Raw genomic sequence first — 18,576 nt, forward strand, 5'->3', positions numbered from 1 at the left:
ATAGAGGAGATCTATGGGTGCCGAGTTCGATCTCAACCTGATCAGGACCTTCGTCCTGCTCTACGAGACGCGCAGCGTGACGGCCGCCGCGGACGTGCTCGGCGTCACCCAACCCACGGTCAGCTACGGCCTCGGCAAGCTGCGCCGCAAGCTCGGCGACGAACTGTTCGTGCGCGGCCCCGGCGGGCTGCTCCCGAGCTCGGAGGCCGAGCGGCTCTATCCGCCGCTGCGTACCGCCATCGAGCAGCTCGACGTAACCATCGGCGCGGCAAAGGATTTCGATGCGTCCGGGCCGATCAGCTTCGCGCTCGGACTGTCCGACCTCGGCGAGGTCAACGTGCTGCCGCTGGTGATCGCCGAGCTGGAGGCGCGCGCACCGGCGGCCACCCTGCAGGTGCACGCCTTCGATGTCGACACCGCCGTCGATCAGCTGACCCGCGGCCAGGTGGATGCGATCGTGGCCAGCCCGCTGCTGGATTCGACACGGGTCAACCGGGTTCCGCTGTTCACCGAGGGCTACATCGGCATGGTCTCGAATGATCACCCGCGCCTGCGCAAAGGTACCCCGACCGACGCCGAGCTCCGGGACGAACGCCACATCGTCGTCGACGGAACCACCGGGCACACCGCCCCACGCCAAGCCTTGCGTACCCACGGCCTCGAGGGACGAATCGCGGTGCGCGTCACCCGCTTTGCCACCCTCCCCTACGTCGTGCAGGACAGCGAGCTCGTCGCCATCGTGCCGCAACGCATCGGCCGCGCCCTGTCCCGAACCCACCCGGTCCGCACCTTCGAGCTGCCGTGGCCCATCGAGCCCGCCGAGGTCGCCGCCTACACCCGCCGGACCCCGGGCCGCAGCCCTGCGCAGCATTGGTTTCTCGCCGTGATCCGCGCCGCACTCCAGGACCTGCCCTGACCTCAGCTGCAGGCCCCTTGCCGACCGAGGCCGCAGCCGATAGCATCGAGACAATCGAACGTTATTTGTCTCGACTATCTCATTGGAGGGGCCGTGCCGGCACCAGCCGATCCGAAGCAAAGGTTCATGGCCGTGATCCAACGCAATGTCGTGAACCCGGTCGCACGGCGCTTCACCAGTCATGCGCTTCTGGAGACCATCGGACGCAAGAGCGGACTGGCGCGAATCACCCCGATCGGCGGTCGGCGCACCGGCGCGCAGTTCTGGTTCGTCTCCGAATACGGCGAGCGGTCTCAGTACGTCCAAAACATCAAGGCGAACCCGGCCGTCCGCGTCCGGCTCGGCGGGCAGTGGTACCCCGGCACCGCGCACCTGATGCCCGAGGACGACGCCCGTCGCCGCCTATTGAGCCTGCCGCGCATCAACAGCGCCGGGGTATGGGCTGTCGGAAACAACCTCCTGACCATCCGCGTCGATCTGGACTGACGGCGGGACCGCCCTGTAGCGCCCAGTCGATCGCCGCGAGCAGCGCGGCAACCGCCAGCGAGGTATACGAGTCGCCCAACAGGAATTAGCAGAGCTCCCAGCGGAATTCGCCCCGACGGAGCCAGCATGGGCAAACGCGCGACCAGGCCGACCAGTCCACATATCGGCGGCTGGAAGATAGCTGCGCACAAGCGATCTGTCTGTATTTACGCGATTCGAATCGGAACGTTATCCACCGTTGATCCGATCGGCTACATGTCGTAACCATCCGAACAGAACGCATGGATATTCGAGTTTTCACTGCGGGCGGCCGGTGCCGCGGCCTACCATTAGCAGCGTCTTAAACCCCCTGTCGTGTAACAAAATTCGCTCGAGCGCACAGCGCCTGTCGACTACCCGCCGCCTACTGTCTTGTCGTCGACAAAGCCGTCGAATCTGAAAAATCACCGACTCTAATTTCCGCTTCGGCTGTCCCGGTGATCATTTCGAGGTGAGGATAAAACATGACAATCGAAATGTCTGTCAGTACCACCAATCACGTCCGCAAGAGTCTGAGTACCGAGGCCGCCCACAAGTTGGCGACCACCACCAAGTCCGAGCCACAGATGCAGGGCATCAGCTCGCGCTGGCTGACGAGAATGCTGCCGTGGACGCAGGTCAGCGGCGGTATCTACCGGGTGAACCGCCGCCTCACCCATACCGTCGGCAACGGTGAAGTCGAATACATCGTCGAGGGCTCGCAGGCCAGGGTGATCCCCCAGGAACTGCGCGAACTGCCGCAGCTGCACGACCTGGAGGACGAGGAAGTACTTGCCGCATTGGCCCAGCGGTTCGAACAGCGCGATCTGGAACCGGGCACCGTCGTCGCCGAATTCGGTAACCCGATGAATCAGGTCATGCTGATCGTGCACGGGAAATTGAACAAGATCGGCACCGGTGAATACGGTGAGCAGACGATGGTCGGAATCCTGGCGGGCGGCAACTACTTCGGCGACCAATGCCTCACCGACAACTCGGCCATTTGGCCGGTCACCGTCAAGGCGGTCACCAGGACGACCATGCTGGTGCTTCCCAGGCAGTCACTCGACGAATTCCTCGACAACACGCCTGCACTTCGCGAGCAACTCTCGCGCGTGGCGGACGCCGCTACCAAGCCGCAGAACAAACAGGGCGAGGCGGCGATCCAGATCACCTCGGGCCACGCAGGCGAGCCCGAACTGGACGGTACCTTCGTCGACTACGACGCCAGCCCAAGGGAATACGAACTCAGCCTGGCCCAGAGCGTGCTTCGGGTGCACACCCGCGTCGCTGATCTGTTCAACGATCCGATGAATCAGACCGAGCAGCAGTTGCGACTCACCATCGAAGCGCTCTACGAACGCCGCGAACACGACCTCGTCAACAACAGCGACTTCGGGCTGCTGCACAACTGCGATCTCAAGCAGCGCATCTACACGGAGTCAGGTCCGCCGACTCCGGACGATATGGACGAGCTGCTCAGCATGCGGCGCAGCACGAAACTCTTTATCGCACACCCGAAAGCGATCGCCGCATTCGGGCGCGAGTGCAGCAAACGCGGCCTGTATCCCGACCCGGTCGACGTCGACGGCCATCGCGTACCCGCATGGCGCGGCGTACCGATCTTCCCCTGCGGCAAGATCCCCGTCAGCGACACCCAAACCACCTCGATTCTGGCGATGCGCACCGGCGAAAAGGACCAGGGCGTCATCGGATTGCATCAAGTCGGGCTCCCCGATGAATACGAGCCGAGCCTCAACGTCCGGTTCAAGGGCATCGACGACCAGTCGATCATCTCCTACCTCGTGAGTTGCTATTACTCGGCCGCAGTGCTCGTGCCGGACGCACTCGGCATCCTCGACAACGTCTCGGTCGCCAGGCAGGCAGGCTGACCCGTCACGGAACAGCGGTCGCCGCGGTGCGGCGCCCGCAGCGGCTTTCCGATCCGATCACCATGGTGCGCGCCGTCGGCGGACATCCGACCGACGGCGAGATCGGCACGCCCGCAAGCGATTCCGTTCTTCCAGTGACAAGGGAAGGTATGTGCGTGGCGATGGTCGAGAGTACCTCCACGGCAGCAGCCCGGCAGGCCGCGGAGATCCTGGCACGGGTCAGGCGGATGTGTGATCCCCTACTACGCGAGGCGGTTTCGTCACTGCCCGAACCTCTCGGGCTGATGGGCCGCTATCACTTCGGCTGGTGCGATGCCGAAGGCACCCCGGTGCACGAACCCGCTGGCAAGGCGTTGCGGCCCGCGCTGACCGTCAGCGCGGCAGTGGCCTGCGGCGCAGGCCCGCGCTCCGCGCTGTCCGCGGCCGTCGCCGTGGAGCTGGTGCACAATTTCACGCTGTTGCACGACGACATCATGGACGGCGATCGGATCAGACGCGGGCGGCCCGCGGTCTGGACCGTGTGGGGTATCGCCGATGCGATGCTGCTCGGCGACGCGCTGCACGCCCTGGCGGCGCGGGTTCTGGTGACCGGGCTGCCTGGACCCACCGCCATGACCGCGGTCGCCACCCTCGAGCAGGCGATCATCGAGATGTGCCGCGGCCAGCACGAGGACTGCCGCTTCGGGTCGGGCAGGCGGGTCGATATCGACGAATACGCACGCATGGCCATGGGCAAGACCGGCGCGCTGATGGGGTGCGCCTGCGCACTCGGCGCCCTGTGTGCGAAGGCGGATCGAACGACGGTGTCGGCGATGGACACGTTCGGGCGCGAGCTCGGCATGGCCTTCCAGTTCGTCGACGACTTCATCGGCATCTGGGGTGACCCCGCCGTCACCGGCAAGCCGGCGAACGACCTTGCACGGCAGTCCATGTCGCTACCGGTGGTGGCGGCGCTCGATTCCGGAACGGCGGCGGCGACCGAGCTGGCGACCATGTACGCCGACGAGTCCGCCACCGGCGGCATGGATGTCGCCCGCGCGGCGGCCCTGGTCGAGTCGGCAGGCGGGCGGCAAGGCACCCTGCGGCACGCCGAACGCCGGGTGCGTGCGGCGATCGCCGCACTGGCCAACCCCGCCGCGGCCGCGGATCTGGTGGTGCTCGCGCACATGGTGTCCCGCCGGAACCGCTGATGCCGACCGTGAGGAGATGACATGCAGCCCTTCGAACTTCCCGATTTCTACATGCCGTATCCGGCGCGCCTCAATCCACACGTCGACATCGCCCGCGCGCACACCAGGATCTGGGCCGCCACCATGGGCTTCTTCGAACCGCAAGAGGGCCACCACATCTGGGACGCCGCCGACCTCGAGCAGCACGACTACGGCCTGCTGTGCGCCTACACCCACCCCGAATGCGACAGCACGGAGCTGGATCTCATCACCGACTGGTACGTGTGGGTGTTCTACTTCGACGACCACTTCCTCGAATTGTTCAAGCGCACCAAGGACACCGAGGGCGCCAAGAAGTACCTGGCCAGGCTGCAGGACTTCATGCCACTCGACGGCGGCCCGATGCCGGAGCCGACCAACCCGGTCGAGCGCGGCCTCGCCGATCTGTGGACGAGGACCGTGCCCGCGATGTCGATGGACTGGCGGCAGCGGTTCGCCGCGACCACCACCGCGCTGCTGGACGAATCGCTGTGGGAGCTGGCCAATATCACCGAGGGCCGGATCGCCAACCCGATCGAATATATCGAGATGCGCCGCAAGGTCGGCGGCGCGCCGTGGTCGGCCAACCTGGTCGAACACGCGGTCGGTGCGGAGGTGCCTGCCCGCCTCGCCGCGACCAGGCCGCTCGAGGTGCTGCGCGATACCTTCGCCGACGCGGTGCACCTGCGCAACGACATCTTCTCCTACGAGCGCGAGGTGCAGAAGGAGGGCGAGAACGCCAACGGAATCCTCGTGGTCGAACAGTTTTTCGGCTACGAGACCCAGCACGCAGCCGATGTCGTCAACGATCTGCTGACCTCACGGTTGCAGCAGTTCGAGCACACCACCTTCACCGAATTGCCGATGCTGTTCGCCGAACACACGGTGGGCCCGGCGGATCAGGCTGCGGTGGTGACCTATGCAAAAGGGTTGCAGGACTGGCAATCCGGTGGGCACGAGTGGCACATGCGGTCCAGCCGCTACATGAACAAGGGACGCACCGCCGACAGCAATCCGGTGCTGCTCGGCAAGCCGGTCGGCCTCGGCACCGCCGCGGCCTATGCGTTCTCCGTCGTCAGCGCCACGCTCAGCCCGACCCGAATAAAGAGTTTCGTGCGTCCCCGGTTCGAGCAAGTCGGCCCGACCGCACTGCCGGAGATCTATATGCCCTACGAGTTACGGCTGAATCCACTCCTCGACACCGCACGCGAGAACCTGCTCAGCTGGGGTGCACGGATCGGTCTGCACGAGCCGATACCCCAGCTCGGTGGCCGACCACTGTGGCGGCCAAAGGATTTGGTCGAATGCGACTTGGCTCTGTGCGCGGCGGGCATCGATCCCGACGCCACCATCGCCGAGCTCGACCTCGCGACGAATTGGCTGGCTTGGGGCACCTATGTCGACGACTACTACCCGCAGGTGTTCGGCAGCCACAAGGACATGATCGGAGCAAAACAGCAGAGCCAACGATTCGCCGCCTGCATGCCGCTCGACGCCGACCCGGCACCGCCCGCCACCAACGCCATGGAACGCGCGCTCACGGAACTCTGGAGTCGGACGACCGCGGTACTCGACGGCGCCGAGAAACAGGAATTCCGCCGTGTCGTCGAGGTTTTCCTCGCCGCCTCGGAATGGGAGGTGGCCAACGACATCACCAATCGCATTCCCGATCCGGTGGACTACGTGGAAATGCGAAGGCGCACTTTCGGTTCGGATCTCACGATGGCGTTGTCCAGGTTCTCGCACGGCCAACTCGTCCCGCCGAAGGTCTATCGCACCCAGACGATCGCCGACCTGGAGCACACCGCGAGCGACTACGCCACCCTGCTGAACGACCTGTTCTCGTATCAGAAGGAGACGCAGTACGAGGGCGACTTCCACAACGCGGTCACCGTGCTGCGGAACTTCTTGGAGTGCGGCAAGGACGAGGCGGTCGGCATGGTCAACGATCTGATGACCGCCCGCATGCACCAATTCGAACGCATCGTCACCAGCGAATTGCCCACTCTCTATGAGGAATACGACCTCACCCCGGAGGCACGCGCCGCACTGGACCGACGAGCCGAGGAACTGCAGGACTGGATGGCCGCGATCCTGAACTGGCATCGGCACAGCGGCCGTTACCCGGAGGCACAGCTCGAAGAACGCTATCGGCCCGCGGCTGCGCCGAAGCCGAGCTACGACTTCCGCCACCCCACCGGCATCGGCACCAGCGCCGTCCGGATCGACGGACTCCAGCGATCGCTCGACCGGATGCCTGCGGAGCAGGGAGTTGCACCATGACAAGGCTCGAATTCTTCCGCGCGAGAACGGTATTACTCGCCTCGCCGCGCTCCTTCTGCGCCGGGGTGGAGCGCGCCATCGACACCGTGGAACGGCTGCTCGCCGCGCCGGATCGACAAGACCCGGTCTACGTGCGCAAGCAGATCGTGCACAACACCCACGTGGTCGCCGATCTGGCCGCCCGCGGCGCGGTGTTCGTCGAGGAACTCGACGAGGTGCCGCCGGGTGCGACGGTCGTGTTCTCCGCGCACGGCGTCTCCCCCGCCGTGCGCGAACAGGCCAGACAGCGCGAACTCACCGTGGTCGACGCCACCTGTCCGCTCGTCACGAAAGTCCATGCGGAGGCACGGCGTTTCGCCGCGCGGGGCGACACCGTCGTGCTGGTCGGGCATGCGGGCCACGAGGAGGTCGAGGGCACCGCGGGCGAGGCTCCCGAGGTGACGGTCGTAATCGACACACCCGCCGAGGCCGCCGCGCTCCAGGTCCCCGACGAGCGCCGGGTCGCCATCCTGACCCAGACCACCCTGTCGATCGAGGAGACCGACCAGACGATTCGGGCACTGCGCCAACGCTTTCCCGACCTGCACGAGCCGGCCAGCTCCGACATCTGCTACGCGAGCACCAACCGCCAGCGCGCGATCGAGGCCATTGCCGACCGCAGCGATCTGGTGCTGGTGCTCGGCTCCGCCAATTCGTCCAACTCCCAGCGCATGGTCGAAGTCGCCCGACGCCACAACATCCCGGCCTATCTCATCGATGACGCAACGGAGATCGCGCCCGAGTGGCTCGCCGCCGCGACGACCATCGGCTTGTCCGCGGGCGCGTCCGCACCGGCGGCGCTGGTCGATGGCGTCATCGAAGCACTGCGCACCTGGGGGCCGGTCACCGTCCGTGAACACGTCACGGCCGTCGAAGACATCGCTTTCGCCGCACCGACGGCCGTCAGGCGCCTGCCATGAACGCTCCACTACCGACCACTCAGGCAGCGCCCGCCGTTGCTGCCGTGCGCTTGTCGGCAATCGCCAACCCCGAGCACCTGCGGGCCGTGCCGCTCGCGCTGCTGCCTGCGCTCGCCGCACAGATCCGCACGATGATCATCGAGACGGTCACCGTCGTCAGCGGTCATCTCGGCCCGAATCTCGGTGTCGTCGAACTGACCATCGCACTGCACCGCGTCTTCGAATCACCGCGCGACACACTGCTGTTCGACACCGGCCACCAGGCGTACGTGCACAAGATCCTGACCGGACGACAGCGCGCGTTCGCCGAGACGCTGCGCCAACCCGGTGGGCTGTCCGGTTATCCGCTCCGCGAAGAGTCCGTCCACGACGTGATCGAGAACAGCCACGCCTCCACCGCGCTCGGCTACGCCGACGGAATCGCCAAGGCGCGCGCCATCATCGGGGACGGCGATCGTGCCGTCGTCGCCGTCGTCGGCGACGGCGCGCTCACCGGCGGGATGGCGTACGAGGCGCTCAACAACATCGGCGCGGCCAAGGATCGGCCGGTCATCGTGGTGCTCAACGACAATGGGCATTCCTATTCGCCCACCGTCGGCGCTGTCGCCGCCCATCTCGGCGAGTTACCCGGTCGCGCGGATGCGCCGAATCTGTTCGAGCACCTCGGTTTCGCGTACCTCGGCCCGGTCGACGGTCACGATGTCGCCGCGTTGGAACCCGTGTTGCATCAGGCGCGCGGACTCGGCTGTCCGGTGGTCGTGCACGTGCGCACCGTCAAAGGCAAGGGCTACGCCCCGGCCTGCGCACATCCGGAGAAGTTGCACACCGCAGGCCCCGCCGCGAAGCCAGGCGCCAGGCCGACACCGACGTGGACGGCGGTCTTCGCCGCCGAACTCGCCGAGATCGGCGCGCGCCGCAGCGATGTCGTCGCCGTCACCGCCGCCATGCCGGGGCCGACCGGCCTCGCCACCTTCGCCGCACGCTTTCCGGAGCGCTGCTTCGACGTCGGCATCGCCGAGCAACACGCGGTGACCAGTGCGGCAGGTCTGGCCGCGGCGGGCATGCATCCGGTGGTCGCCATCTACGCGACCTTCCTGAACCGCGCCTACGACCTGCTCCTGATGGATGTCGCCCTGCATCGGCTTCCGGTCACCTTCGTCCTGGATCGCGCGGGCATCACCGGCCCGGATGGTCCGAGCCACCACGGCATGTGGGACCTCAGCCTGCTCGGCACGGTCCCAGGGCTCCGCGTCGCGGCGCCACGAGATGCCGAGCGATTGCGCGAATTGCTCAGTGAGGCAGTCGATTACCACGACGGGCCGACCGCATTGCGATTTCCCAAGGCGAGCATCGGCCATGCCGTCCCTGCAATCGAACGCATTGCGGCCCTGGACATTCTGCTGCGCGCTCCGGCCGCCGAGGTCTTGCTGGTGGCCGTCGGGCCCACCGCCACCGAGTGCGTCGCCGCCTGGCAGCTGCTCGCCGACCGCGGGATCGCCGCGACCGTCACCGATCCGCGCTGGGTGCTGCCGATCGCCGACGAACTGATCGCCCTCGCGACCGCGCATCGGGTGGTCGTCACCGTCGAGGACAACATCGGCGCGGGCGGCGTCGGCGCTGCGCTCGCGCACGCCCTCACGGCGGCGGGCGCCATGGTGCCCGTGCACCCGGTTGCGCTGCCACGCCGCTTCCTCGCGCACGGCCATCGTCGCGACATTCTCGTCGAATCCGGGCTCTGCGCAACAGGCATCGTCGACACCGTGGTCCGGGCCAGGCAGTTGCCGACACCGATCGAGAGAGGCACCCAGTGACCACCGACGATCTCATCCTGTCGACCGCACCGCCGCGCCATCACACCCGCCGATTGAATATCGGCGGAGTGCCGGTCGGCGGCGGCGCGCCGATCTCCGTGCAGACCATGACCACCACCCGCACCGCCGACATCGACGCCACGTTGCAACAGATCGCGGCGGTGACCGCGGCGGGCTGCGATATCGTCCGGATCGCGGTGCCGACCCCGGACGACGCGGCCGCGCTGCCCGCCATCGTGGCCCGCTCGCCGCTGCCCGTCATCGCCGATATCCACTTCCAGCCCCGCTATGTCTTCGCCGCGATCGATGCGGGCTGTGCCGCGGTGCGAGTGAATCCTGGCAACATCAAGGAGTTCGACGATCGCGTCGGCGATATCGCGAAAGCCGCTGGGGCAGCGGGGGTTCCCATCCGAGTCGGGGTCAATGCCGGCTCGCTCGATCGACGGGTGCTCGCCAGGCACGGCGCGGCGACCGCCGAGGCGCTGGTGGAATCCGCGCTCTGGGAGGCGACGCTGTTCGAGGAGCACGGGTTCACCGACCTCAAGATCGCGGTCAAGCATCACGACCCGCGCACCATGATCGAGGCGAATCGCCTACTCGCGCAACGCTGTGACTACCCGCTCCACCTCGGGGTGACCGAAGCAGGGCCGCTGTTCCAGGGCACCATCAAATCGGCCGTCGCCTTCGCGATCCTGCTCGGCGAGGGCATCGGCGACACCATCCGGGTGTCGATCTCCGCGCCGCCGGTGGACCAGGTGAAGGCGGGCTGTCACATCCTGCAGTCGCTCGGATTACGGCCGAGGAAGCTGGAAATCGTGTCCTGCCCAGGCTGTGGGCGGCTCCAGGTCGACATCCATCGGCTGGCCAGCCAGGTGGAGGCGGCGTTCGAGGGCTTTCCGTACCCGCTGCGCGTCGCCGTCATGGGCTGCGTCGTCAACGGACCCGGCGAGGCGCGCGAGGCGGATCTCGGTGTCTCCTCCGGCAACGGTAAGGGGCAGATCTTCGTCCGCGGCAAGGTGATTCGCACCGTCCCCGAGCACCTCATCGTGGAAACCCTGCTAGCCGAGGCCATGACGCTCACCGAGGACATCGATCAGGCACAGGAGGGGATCTCATGACCGGCGCACGTGTCGAACCGATAGCACCGGCGTCGCTCGGCATGGACGAGATCCGCACCAGGATCGATGCCACGCTCGACGATTTCCTGCGCGCCAAGGCGGGCCCCGACGCCGAACCGGCACTGCCCGACGAAGTCACCGGGACCCTGCACGGCTTTGTCACCGGAGGCGGCAAGCGGTTTCGGCCGCTGCTCTGCGTCCTCGGCTGGCATGCCGCCGGTGGCGACGGGTACGTGCCCGCGTCGGTCGTGCAGGCCGCCGCGTCCCTCGAACTGTTCCACGCCGCCGTGCTGATCCACGACGACATCATCGACAACAGCGATACCCGCCGCGACCAGCTCACCGTGCACCGGGTGTTGGCCGCGAGGCATCAGAATCGCCGTGACCCAAGGCAATTCGGTGCGCACGCCGCGATCGTGCTCGGCGACCTGGCCATGGTGTGGTCGGCCGAGTTGCTGCACACCGCCGGGCTGACCGCAGGCCAGCTCGCGGCCGCGCTCACGGTGCTCGACGGCATGCGCGCCGAGGTGATGTACGGCCAGTACCTCGACCTGCTCACCACCGCGTGCCCGTCCAGCGATCTCAGCAGTGCGATGGAGATCATCCGGTACAAGACGGTGGCCTACACCTGCGAACGCCCGCTGCAACTCGGCGCCGTGCTCGCCGGTTCCGATCCCGAAGTCCTTGCGGCACTCTCGGCCTATGCCCGACCGCTCGGCGAGGCGTTCCAGCTGCAGGACGACCTGCTCGGCGTCTACGGCGATCCGTCGATCACCGGCAAATCCAACCTCGACGACCTGCGCGACGGAAAGCACACCGCCCTGGTGGCTTTGGCGCTGGAACACGCGGATCCGGCGCAGGCCGACCAGCTGCACGCCGCACTCGGCGATCCGGAGCTGGACGAGCAGCGGGCCGCCACGTGCCGCGACGTCCTCGCCGCCGCGGGCCGCCCGCACGTCGAGGCGATGATCCGGACCCGATGGGCGCAAGCCCAGCACGCACTGAACGACGCACCGCTACCCGCAGCGGTGATCCAGGCGCTGCGCTACGTCGCCGATGTCGCCGTTGCCCGCACCGCCTAGGCAGGCACCGCTCTCCGTTCCAGCTCGTCGCTCGTCTCGAAAGGTGGTGTCGCTCCGTGGTTTTACAACTAGCCGTGCCCATCGCGGCCGCAGTCCTCGCGGTCATCGTTTTCGTAGTCGGCGACCGGCTGCGACCGCCTGCGTGGCGGCAGACCGAGGACGATTCGCCAGGCGCTCTGGTGGTGGACCTGATCAATACGCTCTTCATGGCCGTCGCCGCGTTCGTCGTGGTGATCTGCTGGCAGCAGTACGACAACGCACACAACCACACCGTCGCCGAGTCCAAGGCCCTCGTCGACGTCTACTGGGCTGCGCACGGCATGCCTGAGCCCGACCACAGCCGGATTCAGGGCCTGGTCAAGGATTACACCGAGAGCGTCGTCACCGAGGAGTGGACGACGATGGACCGCGACCACAAGCTCAGTCAGTCCACCCAGGACATCCTCGACACCCTGCGCGACACCGTGGCTGCGGTCCAATCACCGGAGTCCGACGTCACCGATCTGCGGGCGACGGCACTGGCAGGCCTGGACGCGGTGGCGCAGGCCCGCCAGGACCGTGCATTGGATACCAACCTCGGCATGCCCGGATTCCTGTACACCGCACTGTGGTTCAGCACCGTGCTGCTGCTGTTCAGCGGGGTGCTGTCCGGCGTCAAAGTCACCCTTCGCAGCGTGGTGATGACGGGGTTGCTCGGTGTCGTGGTCGGTACCGCGGTGATGGCCGTCTACAACCTCGATCGGCCCTTCTCCGGCGGAAACATCGTCTCCAAGGACGCTTTCGAACTGGCGCTGTCGCGCTATCAGCACATCACCTAGCCGAACTCTTCCGGCAGATACGACAACGGACGGGACGGCAGCAGATGGCGTCAGGCAGCCATGACAGGCGAACACGAAGGCTAGCAAGAACTTTGGCCGCGACAACGGCAGTGCCGTTGGCCGCGGTTCTGCTCGCGGGCCGGCCGCCCGTCTCGGCAGCCGACCCGCCATTTCCGGCGCTGCCACCGATCGGCGAGATCGTCAGCGGCAGTGCGTCGCCGAGCTCCAACGAGACCGGCTCTGCGAGCGGCGGTTTGGGTCTCGGACTGGCGCCGGGAACCGGTAGCGGGGACTTCGGCAGCGCCGAAGGAACCACGGCGGCGGGCGATTTGAGCCTGGGTCTGGCACCCAGAACCGGCAGCGGAGACCTCGGCAGCACCACCACGAGTGGTGCCTACACCGACCCGCAACCACTCGCATTGGCACCCGCCGCGGAAGACCCGCTCCCCACACCGGAAATCACCACCGGCAGCGTCGAGACCGCGTGCGCGGGCAGCGCCGTCGCAGGCAGCGCGATGATCATGCTCGGCATCGTGACCGGCAGTGGCCGCGGGTCGAGCGGTTCCGCGCTCGGCAGCGCGGCCGTCGGCAGCGCACTGTCCGGCAGCGCACTGCTGACCTGTCTGCTGCTCCTGCCACCGATCCAGATCCCGCCGCCGGGCCTGCCGCTCCTGCTCGAACCGCCGCAGGCGCCGGTCATCCCCGCCGTCGAGCCCCCTGACGAACCCGTCGACGCGATCGCACCGACCGCACCACGCGTCCCATCCGCCGTGCCCATTGCCCCGATCACCCGCCGCGAGGCCGCCGAACCCACCGTCGATCCCGTCGCGTGGAACATGCTGCAACTCGTGACAATCATGCTGATCGCGGTGCTGACCACGGTCCGAACGGGCGCGACGATCGTTCGGCGCCACAACCGCTCAGAATAAACCACCCAACTTCTGCGGGCATGACGAATAGCGTTTCTCCGCATAACATCCGCTCAGGCAGACTGCTCGTCAGCGACTCATACAACTGAACATTGCGATCCACTGACGAACGCTCCGCCTTCGATGGCGACCACGGGAGGAATCGTCAGTGATTGATGATCGGGTGGGGGAAACCGAACAACTGGACCACGAGGCCAGCGAGCCGGGATGACGTCGACGGCGCCGTCATTGCTGACGCGAGCGACGTCCTTCCGGCCGAACCACTGGCTGCAGGGCTCGACCGCGCTGCGCGCCGCCGCCGAATGCGTCGATCGCATGCTCGCGTTCGCGCTCGGCCTCGGCACCTGGATCTTCGGCGCAGGCAACGCCGCGGAGATCGCCAGGCAGTCGCACCACTTCGCGGCCTGGTGGACAATGCTCACCCTCGCCGGGGTTTTCGGCACCGCGCTGCTGCTGGCCACGACCGCGCTGCAGGTCACGCTGCCGACGGTGCGGAAGATCGCGACCGCGCACGCCGCGGTATTCGCGATTGCCATCGCGCTTTCCGGCTTCGCGGTCGCGCCTGGGCAGATCACCGACGACGTGGCGTGGGTCTATCGACTGGTTCCGCTCGCCGGTGTCGCGGCGACGCTGGTCTGGCGGACGCCTGCCATGTCGAGCTACCTCGTCGGCGTCGGCCTGCTCGCGGCGGCGTCCACCGGGCAGGCGACCGGCGACACCAGCTGGACCGAGTTCGCGCTCACCGCGGTGCGCATCCTCGGCACCTCCGCGGCGTTCGTCTACCTCACGGAGCTGACGCAGCGGGCGGCCCGCCTGCTCGACGCGGAACGCGCACGCGCACACCCCCAGGACGAGCTGGCCGCCGAAGCGCGCGCCAGCGAGCGAGCCCGATTCGCGGGCATGATCCATGACAAGGTGCTCGCCACGCTCCTCGACGCCGCACGCGGCGGCGACGCGACGATGCTGGCCAGGCAGGCCGAGACGGCGCTCGGTCAATTCGCCGTGCTCGGGCGGGTCAGCGAACTGTGCACCGATGTCGAGGCGATCGAGGCGATCACGCGCGAGGTGGCCGGCGCCACCGAAACCGAACTGCGCGTGCGGGTTCGGCGCGACTATCGCTCCGACGACCTGTGTATCGATTCCCTCGCGGTCGCCGCGCTCGCGCAGGCCGCGGCCGAAGCCGTCCGCAACAGCGTGCGCCATGCCGCGGTGCCCGGCCGGGTGGTCGCGCGCGAAGTGACGATCGTGGCGCGGGCTCGCGGCATCACCGTCGTCGTCCGCGACGACGGTGCAGGCTTCGACCCGGGTCGGGCGGCGGGCGACCGGCTCGGTCTCACCGTCAGCATCCGGCAGCGGATGCGCGAAGCAGGCGGCCGCGCGATCATCGACTCCCGTCCTGGCGCCGGAACCCGCGTCACCCTGGAATGGACTGTCCCGGATGACAGTTGACGGCGACCTCGGCAGGGTACTCAGCGGTCGGCGCTCCACCATGGCGACGGTCATCCTCTTCATGCTCGCCACCGACGCGGCGGTCATGATCCGCTCGGTGCGGCGCGCCGAGCTTCCGCTGTCGACGTCCATGTACCTCGCCGCCGCGCTCATCGTCGCCGCCACGCTCGTCGTCATCCTCGACACGGCGGCGCCGATCCACACGTCGTCGGCGATCTTCGTCGCCGCAGCGGGCCCGATCGCCACCCTCATCGTCCACGACCAGGTGAGCGCGCAGCTGTACGCACACACCAACGTGTGGAGCGCCTACACCGCTGGCATCGCACTCGCGATTCTGGTGGTGCGCGGCCGAAACCTGGTGGCCTGGTGCGGAACTGCGGCCACCTGGCTCGCCATCGTGCTCGCCGCGGGCGGTGGAGCGGCCGCCTACGTGCAGGCGGTCGTGCCTCTGGTCATCGTTGCCGTCGCGGCCACCTTCGCGGCGATCATGCGACCGACCCTGCGGTCGCTGCACGAACTCGAGCTCGAGGCGGCTGCCCGCGCTGCGAAGCAGGCCAGACTCGATGCCCAGAATGCCGAACGCAGACGCCAACTCGACCGCCTCGACCGCCAGGCCCGCCCCGTGCTCGAGCGTATTGCCACCGCTGTCCCGTGCACCCTCGAAGAACGCGAAGAGTGCCGGCTGCTCGAGGCCGAACTCCGCGACGAACTCCGCGCGCCACAGCTGTCCACCGCGGACCTGCTCGCCGCCGCGCGCACCGCCCGCAAGCGCGGCATCGAAGTGATACTCCTCGACGACGGCGGCCTGGCCCTCGCCGCACCCCGCATCGCCACCCTGGTCCGCGACGTCGTCATCCGCGAACTGAACGGCACCGACCGCGGCCGGGTCACCGTCCGCGTCCTCCCGCCGGGCCGCCGGAACCTGACCACCGTCCTGGTAGCCGACAACACCCGCAATCGCCGCACCGAAATCGACCACGACGGCACGGTGACCGTCACCCTCGACCGCACCGCCACAGACGAACAACCAAGCGTCCCTGTCACTCCCCGCTGAACCACGTCCGGCCTAGTTCAGAGACGCTGCCGCACAATCGCTCTCACTCATCGAGAGCTGGGACCCTAGGAAAACCGTAATATTCGAATCGCAGGAATATCAACAGCAGGATCACCACGACGAACAGCGCGACGAAGACCCAGCGCCATGCTATGAGCGCCCCTAGCGGTCCTTTCGAGTTGCCCCACAACTGGTTTGTGACCACCGCCAGCAGCGGCGTGATGATCGCCCACACCACCATGCAATACGGGCACAGCGCGTTGATTCGATAGATGCTCTGGAAGATCAGCCAGCCGATGAAGCCGACACCGGCCACGGTGCCGAGCCACAGCCCGACCCAGATCCAGCGCGGGAAGCCGACACCAGCGACACTGAGCACCGCGAGCGTCACCACCACGGAAAAGCCGACGATGCCGATGATCGGATTGGGAAACCCGAACACGGCCGCCTGTTCGGCCTCCATCACCGAGCCGCAGGACAGGATCGGGTTGATGCTGCACGACGGCACGTGCTTCGGATCGGTGAACAGAGCGAATCGCTCGATGGTCAGCACGACCGCGGCCAGCCAACCGGCTAGACCGCCGATCAGCAGCACCCAAGCGCCCCTGGCCGACGCGGTGATCACTGGGCCGCCGCGATCGACACGGTTGCCACCGTGACCCGGAGGAGGATCGTGCGGTTGTGTTCGGCGTTCTGCATCCTGAATCGGCCTCTCCTCGAAGGATTTCGGCCCGAATACCACGGACCACCCGTCTCATCGACGCCGGGCGAGCAGCCGTTCCCGCACGCACATCATTTCTCGATCATTGCGCTGCGCACCGAGCAGCCGAAACGACCGAACCGGTTCAGACCGTCAAGGGTTGACGGCCTGGCTTCGTCCGTCGCCAGGCGACCCCGAGGAAGACGATGAGGCCGATCAACGGGAGGGAGCCGATGGTCCAGCTGAGCGCAAGTGGCGGTCCTGGTTGGTCGAGGATGTGGACGCCGGACAGGGTGCCTTCGCCGTGGCCGAGGGGGCCGTCGATGGCGAAGGTGAAGCTGTAGTCGCCCGGGTCGTCGAAGGCTCGGACGTCGAGACCCCAGTTGTCACGCTTGCGTGGGTGGCGGACGAGCGGTGCGGGGCGCCTGCCCTGCCGCAGTCCTGGACCCTCGATCTTCAAGGTTCCGGATTTGTCGGCGATGCCGCCGTCCGGCACGAAGGTGAAGTCCAGGGACTTCATGGCGCGAATCGGCCAGGTGGAGAAGCCGACGGTGAGGGCATAGGGGCCCACTTGCACGCGCTCGGTGTGCACGATATCGACGGGAGCGTAGGCCGATGCGGGCGCGATCGCGACCAATGCCATTGTCACCGTGACTAATACGGTGACGGCGACCTTACGGAGGGCGGTCATCGGAGTGTCTCCATCGCAGGCGCGGGCAGCATGCGGGTGAAGCGGCCGCCGAAGAAGCCGGCAAGCAAGCCGAGCGGAATGCCGAGCAGCCCCATCGTCACCAGGATCTCGAGCGAGAGGTGCGAAGCCATGTTGGTGAGTTTCAATTGCAGCGGGAACGTCACGCCCACAACGACACCGGTGACCGCGCCCGCGGCCAGCACGATCTTGTTGGCGTCGTACCCGCGCGTGCGGGCCAGCCAGAACAGACCTTCGACGGCTATGGCCGCGACGATGAGGAACATCGGCATGAGGGCAGGAAGGGCAGGCGCGCGGTCGGTGAGACCGTCGCGCAGCGGCAAACCGATGGCCGAGGCGTAGGTTTCGGCGGCCCACGGCGAGAACCACCACAGCAGCACCTGCATGATGCCGAGCGCCACCGCGATGGCGATCGCGGCACCGGCGCGGGCCAGCACCGCCGCGCCGAGCACCAGCAGCAGCGGGCCGAACAGCACGGTCCCGAGGGTGGTCGGATCGACGGGCAGGTCGAAATTCTCCAAGCCCTGCACCGGAATCGGCGCGAAGGTGAGCAGCACCGGGATCGCGAGGACGATGCCGAATCGACCCCAGCCGTGGTCGCGATGCGCGGCGAAGACGATGATGCTGCCGATCATGGTGAGGGTGATCGACAGGAACAGCGCGACGTGCGAGGGAGTGTTGAGCACCGCGTCGAATCCGTAGATCGAATGCCACTCCAGATCGAGCAGGCCGTAGACCAGGAACAGGGCGGCGCCCGCACCGGCGATCATGTAGCCGAGTGGCGCCGTCAGGTTGCTGCCGAAAACACGGATGGCGGGGCCGCCTTGCCTGGGCACCGGCCTGCCTGCCCGTTGCGCGAAGGTCGCGATGAACACCATGGCCAGGCAGGCGAAGCCCGAGATCGCGCTGCCCGCGTACAAGAACAGATGCGGCAGGGTGAAGAAGGTGTCAGGGCCGACTTGGTTGTGCCACTGGATATCCCAGCTCAGGCCGATCAACGTCACCACGGTGCCGAGCAAGACCACCCAGGCGCCGAGGCGGGCCGCGGTGCTGTTGTCGGATTCTGCTGTGGCCGTGCGGTTTTTCGGTCCGGCGCGGTCTTCGCTCGCGTCGGACGGTGCTGAGACATTCATAGCGAGCGGTC

16 protein-coding genes are annotated in these 18,576 nt (G+C 67.2%); 13 read left to right on the forward strand and 3 right to left on the reverse strand.

The features are described from left to right. The first annotated feature begins 13 nt into the window (after positions 1-13). From NA11_RS14790 to NA11_RS14850, 13 genes are all read left to right on the forward strand, one after another. Entirely contained in the window at positions 14-916 is a 903-nt protein-coding gene (locus tag NA11_RS14790) for a LysR family transcriptional regulator (protein WP_069162452.1), read from the forward strand. A 93-nt stretch (positions 917-1,009) separates the two neighbouring features. After that, positions 1,010-1,402, forward strand: a complete 393-nt coding sequence (locus tag NA11_RS14795) for a nitroreductase/quinone reductase family protein (protein WP_245745884.1) — start codon at positions 1,010-1,012, stop codon at positions 1,400-1,402. A gap of 503 nt (positions 1,403-1,905) precedes the next feature. Then, positions 1,906-3,312 (forward strand): family 2B encapsulin nanocompartment shell protein, encoded by a 1,407-nt coding sequence (locus NA11_RS14800; RefSeq protein ID WP_069162453.1) that lies wholly within the window; start codon positions 1,906-1,908, stop codon positions 3,310-3,312. A 161-nt stretch (positions 3,313-3,473) separates the two neighbouring features. After that, a complete protein-coding gene (locus NA11_RS14805; protein ID WP_245745885.1) occupies positions 3,474-4,502 on the forward strand; it encodes a polyprenyl synthetase family protein in 1,029 nt (342 codons plus the stop codon). A gap of 21 nt (positions 4,503-4,523) precedes the next feature. After that, positions 4,524-6,803, forward strand: a complete 2,280-nt coding sequence (locus NA11_RS14810) for a terpene synthase family protein (protein ID WP_069162454.1) — start codon at positions 4,524-4,526, stop codon at positions 6,801-6,803. Next, a complete protein-coding gene (gene ispH, locus NA11_RS14815; RefSeq protein ID WP_069162455.1) occupies positions 6,800-7,762 on the forward strand; it encodes a 4-hydroxy-3-methylbut-2-enyl diphosphate reductase in 963 nt (320 codons plus the stop codon). The genes NA11_RS14810 and ispH overlap by 4 nt, the downstream gene beginning before the upstream one ends. Continuing rightward, positions 7,759-9,573 (forward strand): 1-deoxy-D-xylulose-5-phosphate synthase, encoded by a 1,815-nt coding sequence (locus NA11_RS14820; protein WP_069162456.1) that lies wholly within the window; start codon positions 7,759-7,761, stop codon positions 9,571-9,573. The genes ispH and NA11_RS14820 overlap by 4 nt, the downstream gene beginning before the upstream one ends. After that, positions 9,570-10,691 (forward strand): flavodoxin-dependent (E)-4-hydroxy-3-methylbut-2-enyl-diphosphate synthase, encoded by a 1,122-nt coding sequence (gene ispG, locus NA11_RS14825; RefSeq protein WP_069162457.1) that lies wholly within the window; start codon positions 9,570-9,572, stop codon positions 10,689-10,691. The genes NA11_RS14820 and ispG overlap by 4 nt, the downstream gene beginning before the upstream one ends. Beyond that, entirely contained in the window at positions 10,688-11,773 is a 1,086-nt protein-coding gene (locus NA11_RS14830; protein ID WP_084654627.1) for a polyprenyl synthetase family protein, read from the forward strand. Before ispG ends, NA11_RS14830 begins: the two co-directional genes overlap by 4 nt. A 56-nt stretch (positions 11,774-11,829) precedes the next feature. Next, complete coding sequence (locus NA11_RS14835; RefSeq protein ID WP_069162458.1) at positions 11,830-12,591, forward strand: bestrophin-like domain; 762 nt, start codon at positions 11,830-11,832, stop codon at positions 12,589-12,591. A 92-nt stretch (positions 12,592-12,683) separates the two neighbouring features. Continuing rightward, positions 12,684-13,520, forward strand: a complete 837-nt coding sequence (locus NA11_RS14840; protein ID WP_141717587.1) for a hypothetical protein — start codon at positions 12,684-12,686, stop codon at positions 13,518-13,520. A gap of 207 nt (positions 13,521-13,727) precedes the next feature. Then, positions 13,728-14,969 (forward strand): ATP-binding protein, encoded by a 1,242-nt coding sequence (locus NA11_RS14845; RefSeq protein ID WP_069162460.1) that lies wholly within the window; start codon positions 13,728-13,730, stop codon positions 14,967-14,969. Next, on the forward strand, positions 14,959-16,023 hold the full coding sequence (locus NA11_RS14850; protein WP_069162461.1) for a DUF8320 family protein: 1,065 nt from the start codon (positions 14,959-14,961) through the stop codon (positions 16,021-16,023). Before NA11_RS14845 ends, NA11_RS14850 begins: the two co-directional genes overlap by 11 nt. Before the next feature lie 43 nt (positions 16,024-16,066). Here NA11_RS14850 and NA11_RS14855 read toward each other — a convergent pair whose 3' ends face one another. From NA11_RS14855 to NA11_RS14865, 3 genes are all read right to left on the reverse strand, one after another. Continuing rightward, positions 16,067-16,648: a vitamin K epoxide reductase family protein gene (locus NA11_RS14855; protein ID WP_069162519.1), complete on the reverse strand. Its 582-nt coding sequence runs from the start codon at positions 16,646-16,648 to the stop codon at positions 16,067-16,069. 220 nt (positions 16,649-16,868) lie between these two features. Continuing rightward, positions 16,869-17,414, reverse strand: coding sequence for a hypothetical protein (locus NA11_RS14860; protein ID WP_141717588.1), 546 nt, complete (start codon positions 17,412-17,414; stop codon positions 16,869-16,871). After that, positions 17,411-18,565, reverse strand: coding sequence for a hypothetical protein (locus NA11_RS14865; protein ID WP_069162463.1), 1,155 nt, complete (start codon positions 18,563-18,565; stop codon positions 17,411-17,413). The genes NA11_RS14860 and NA11_RS14865 overlap by 4 nt, the downstream gene beginning before the upstream one ends. Positions 18,566-18,576 lie beyond the last annotated feature (11 nt).

The organism is Nocardia altamirensis NBRC 108246, from assembly GCF_001612685.1.
In the GTDB taxonomy this organism is placed as follows: domain Bacteria; phylum Actinomycetota; class Actinomycetes; order Mycobacteriales; family Mycobacteriaceae; genus Nocardia; species Nocardia altamirensis.

Excerpts from the sequence above, each read along its gene's own strand:
- NA11_RS14845 (WP_069162460.1), top strand. The coding sequence starts at position 13,728 with ATGACGTCGACGGCGCCGTCATTGCTGACGCGAGCGACGTCCTTCCGG.
- NA11_RS14860 (WP_141717588.1), bottom strand. The coding sequence starts at position 17,414 with ATGACCGCCCTCCGTAAGGTCGCCGTCACCGTATTAGTCACGGTGACA.
- NA11_RS14865 (WP_069162463.1), bottom strand. The coding sequence starts at position 18,565 with ATGAATGTCTCAGCACCGTCCGACGCGAGCGAAGACCGCGCCGGACCG.
- NA11_RS14800 (WP_069162453.1), top strand. The coding sequence starts at position 1,906 with ATGACAATCGAAATGTCTGTCAGTACCACCAATCACGTCCGCAAGAGT.
- NA11_RS14830 (WP_084654627.1), top strand. The coding sequence starts at position 10,688 with ATGACCGGCGCACGTGTCGAACCGATAGCACCGGCGTCGCTCGGCATG.
- NA11_RS14790 (WP_069162452.1), top strand. The coding sequence starts at position 14 with ATGGGTGCCGAGTTCGATCTCAACCTGATCAGGACCTTCGTCCTGCTC.
- ispH (WP_069162455.1), top strand. The coding sequence starts at position 6,800 with ATGACAAGGCTCGAATTCTTCCGCGCGAGAACGGTATTACTCGCCTCG.
- NA11_RS14805 (WP_245745885.1), top strand. The coding sequence starts at position 3,474 with ATGGTCGAGAGTACCTCCACGGCAGCAGCCCGGCAGGCCGCGGAGATC.
- NA11_RS14810 (WP_069162454.1), top strand. The coding sequence starts at position 4,524 with ATGCAGCCCTTCGAACTTCCCGATTTCTACATGCCGTATCCGGCGCGC.
- NA11_RS14850 (WP_069162461.1), top strand. The coding sequence starts at position 14,959 with ATGACAGTTGACGGCGACCTCGGCAGGGTACTCAGCGGTCGGCGCTCC.
- NA11_RS14820 (WP_069162456.1), top strand. The coding sequence starts at position 7,759 with ATGAACGCTCCACTACCGACCACTCAGGCAGCGCCCGCCGTTGCTGCC.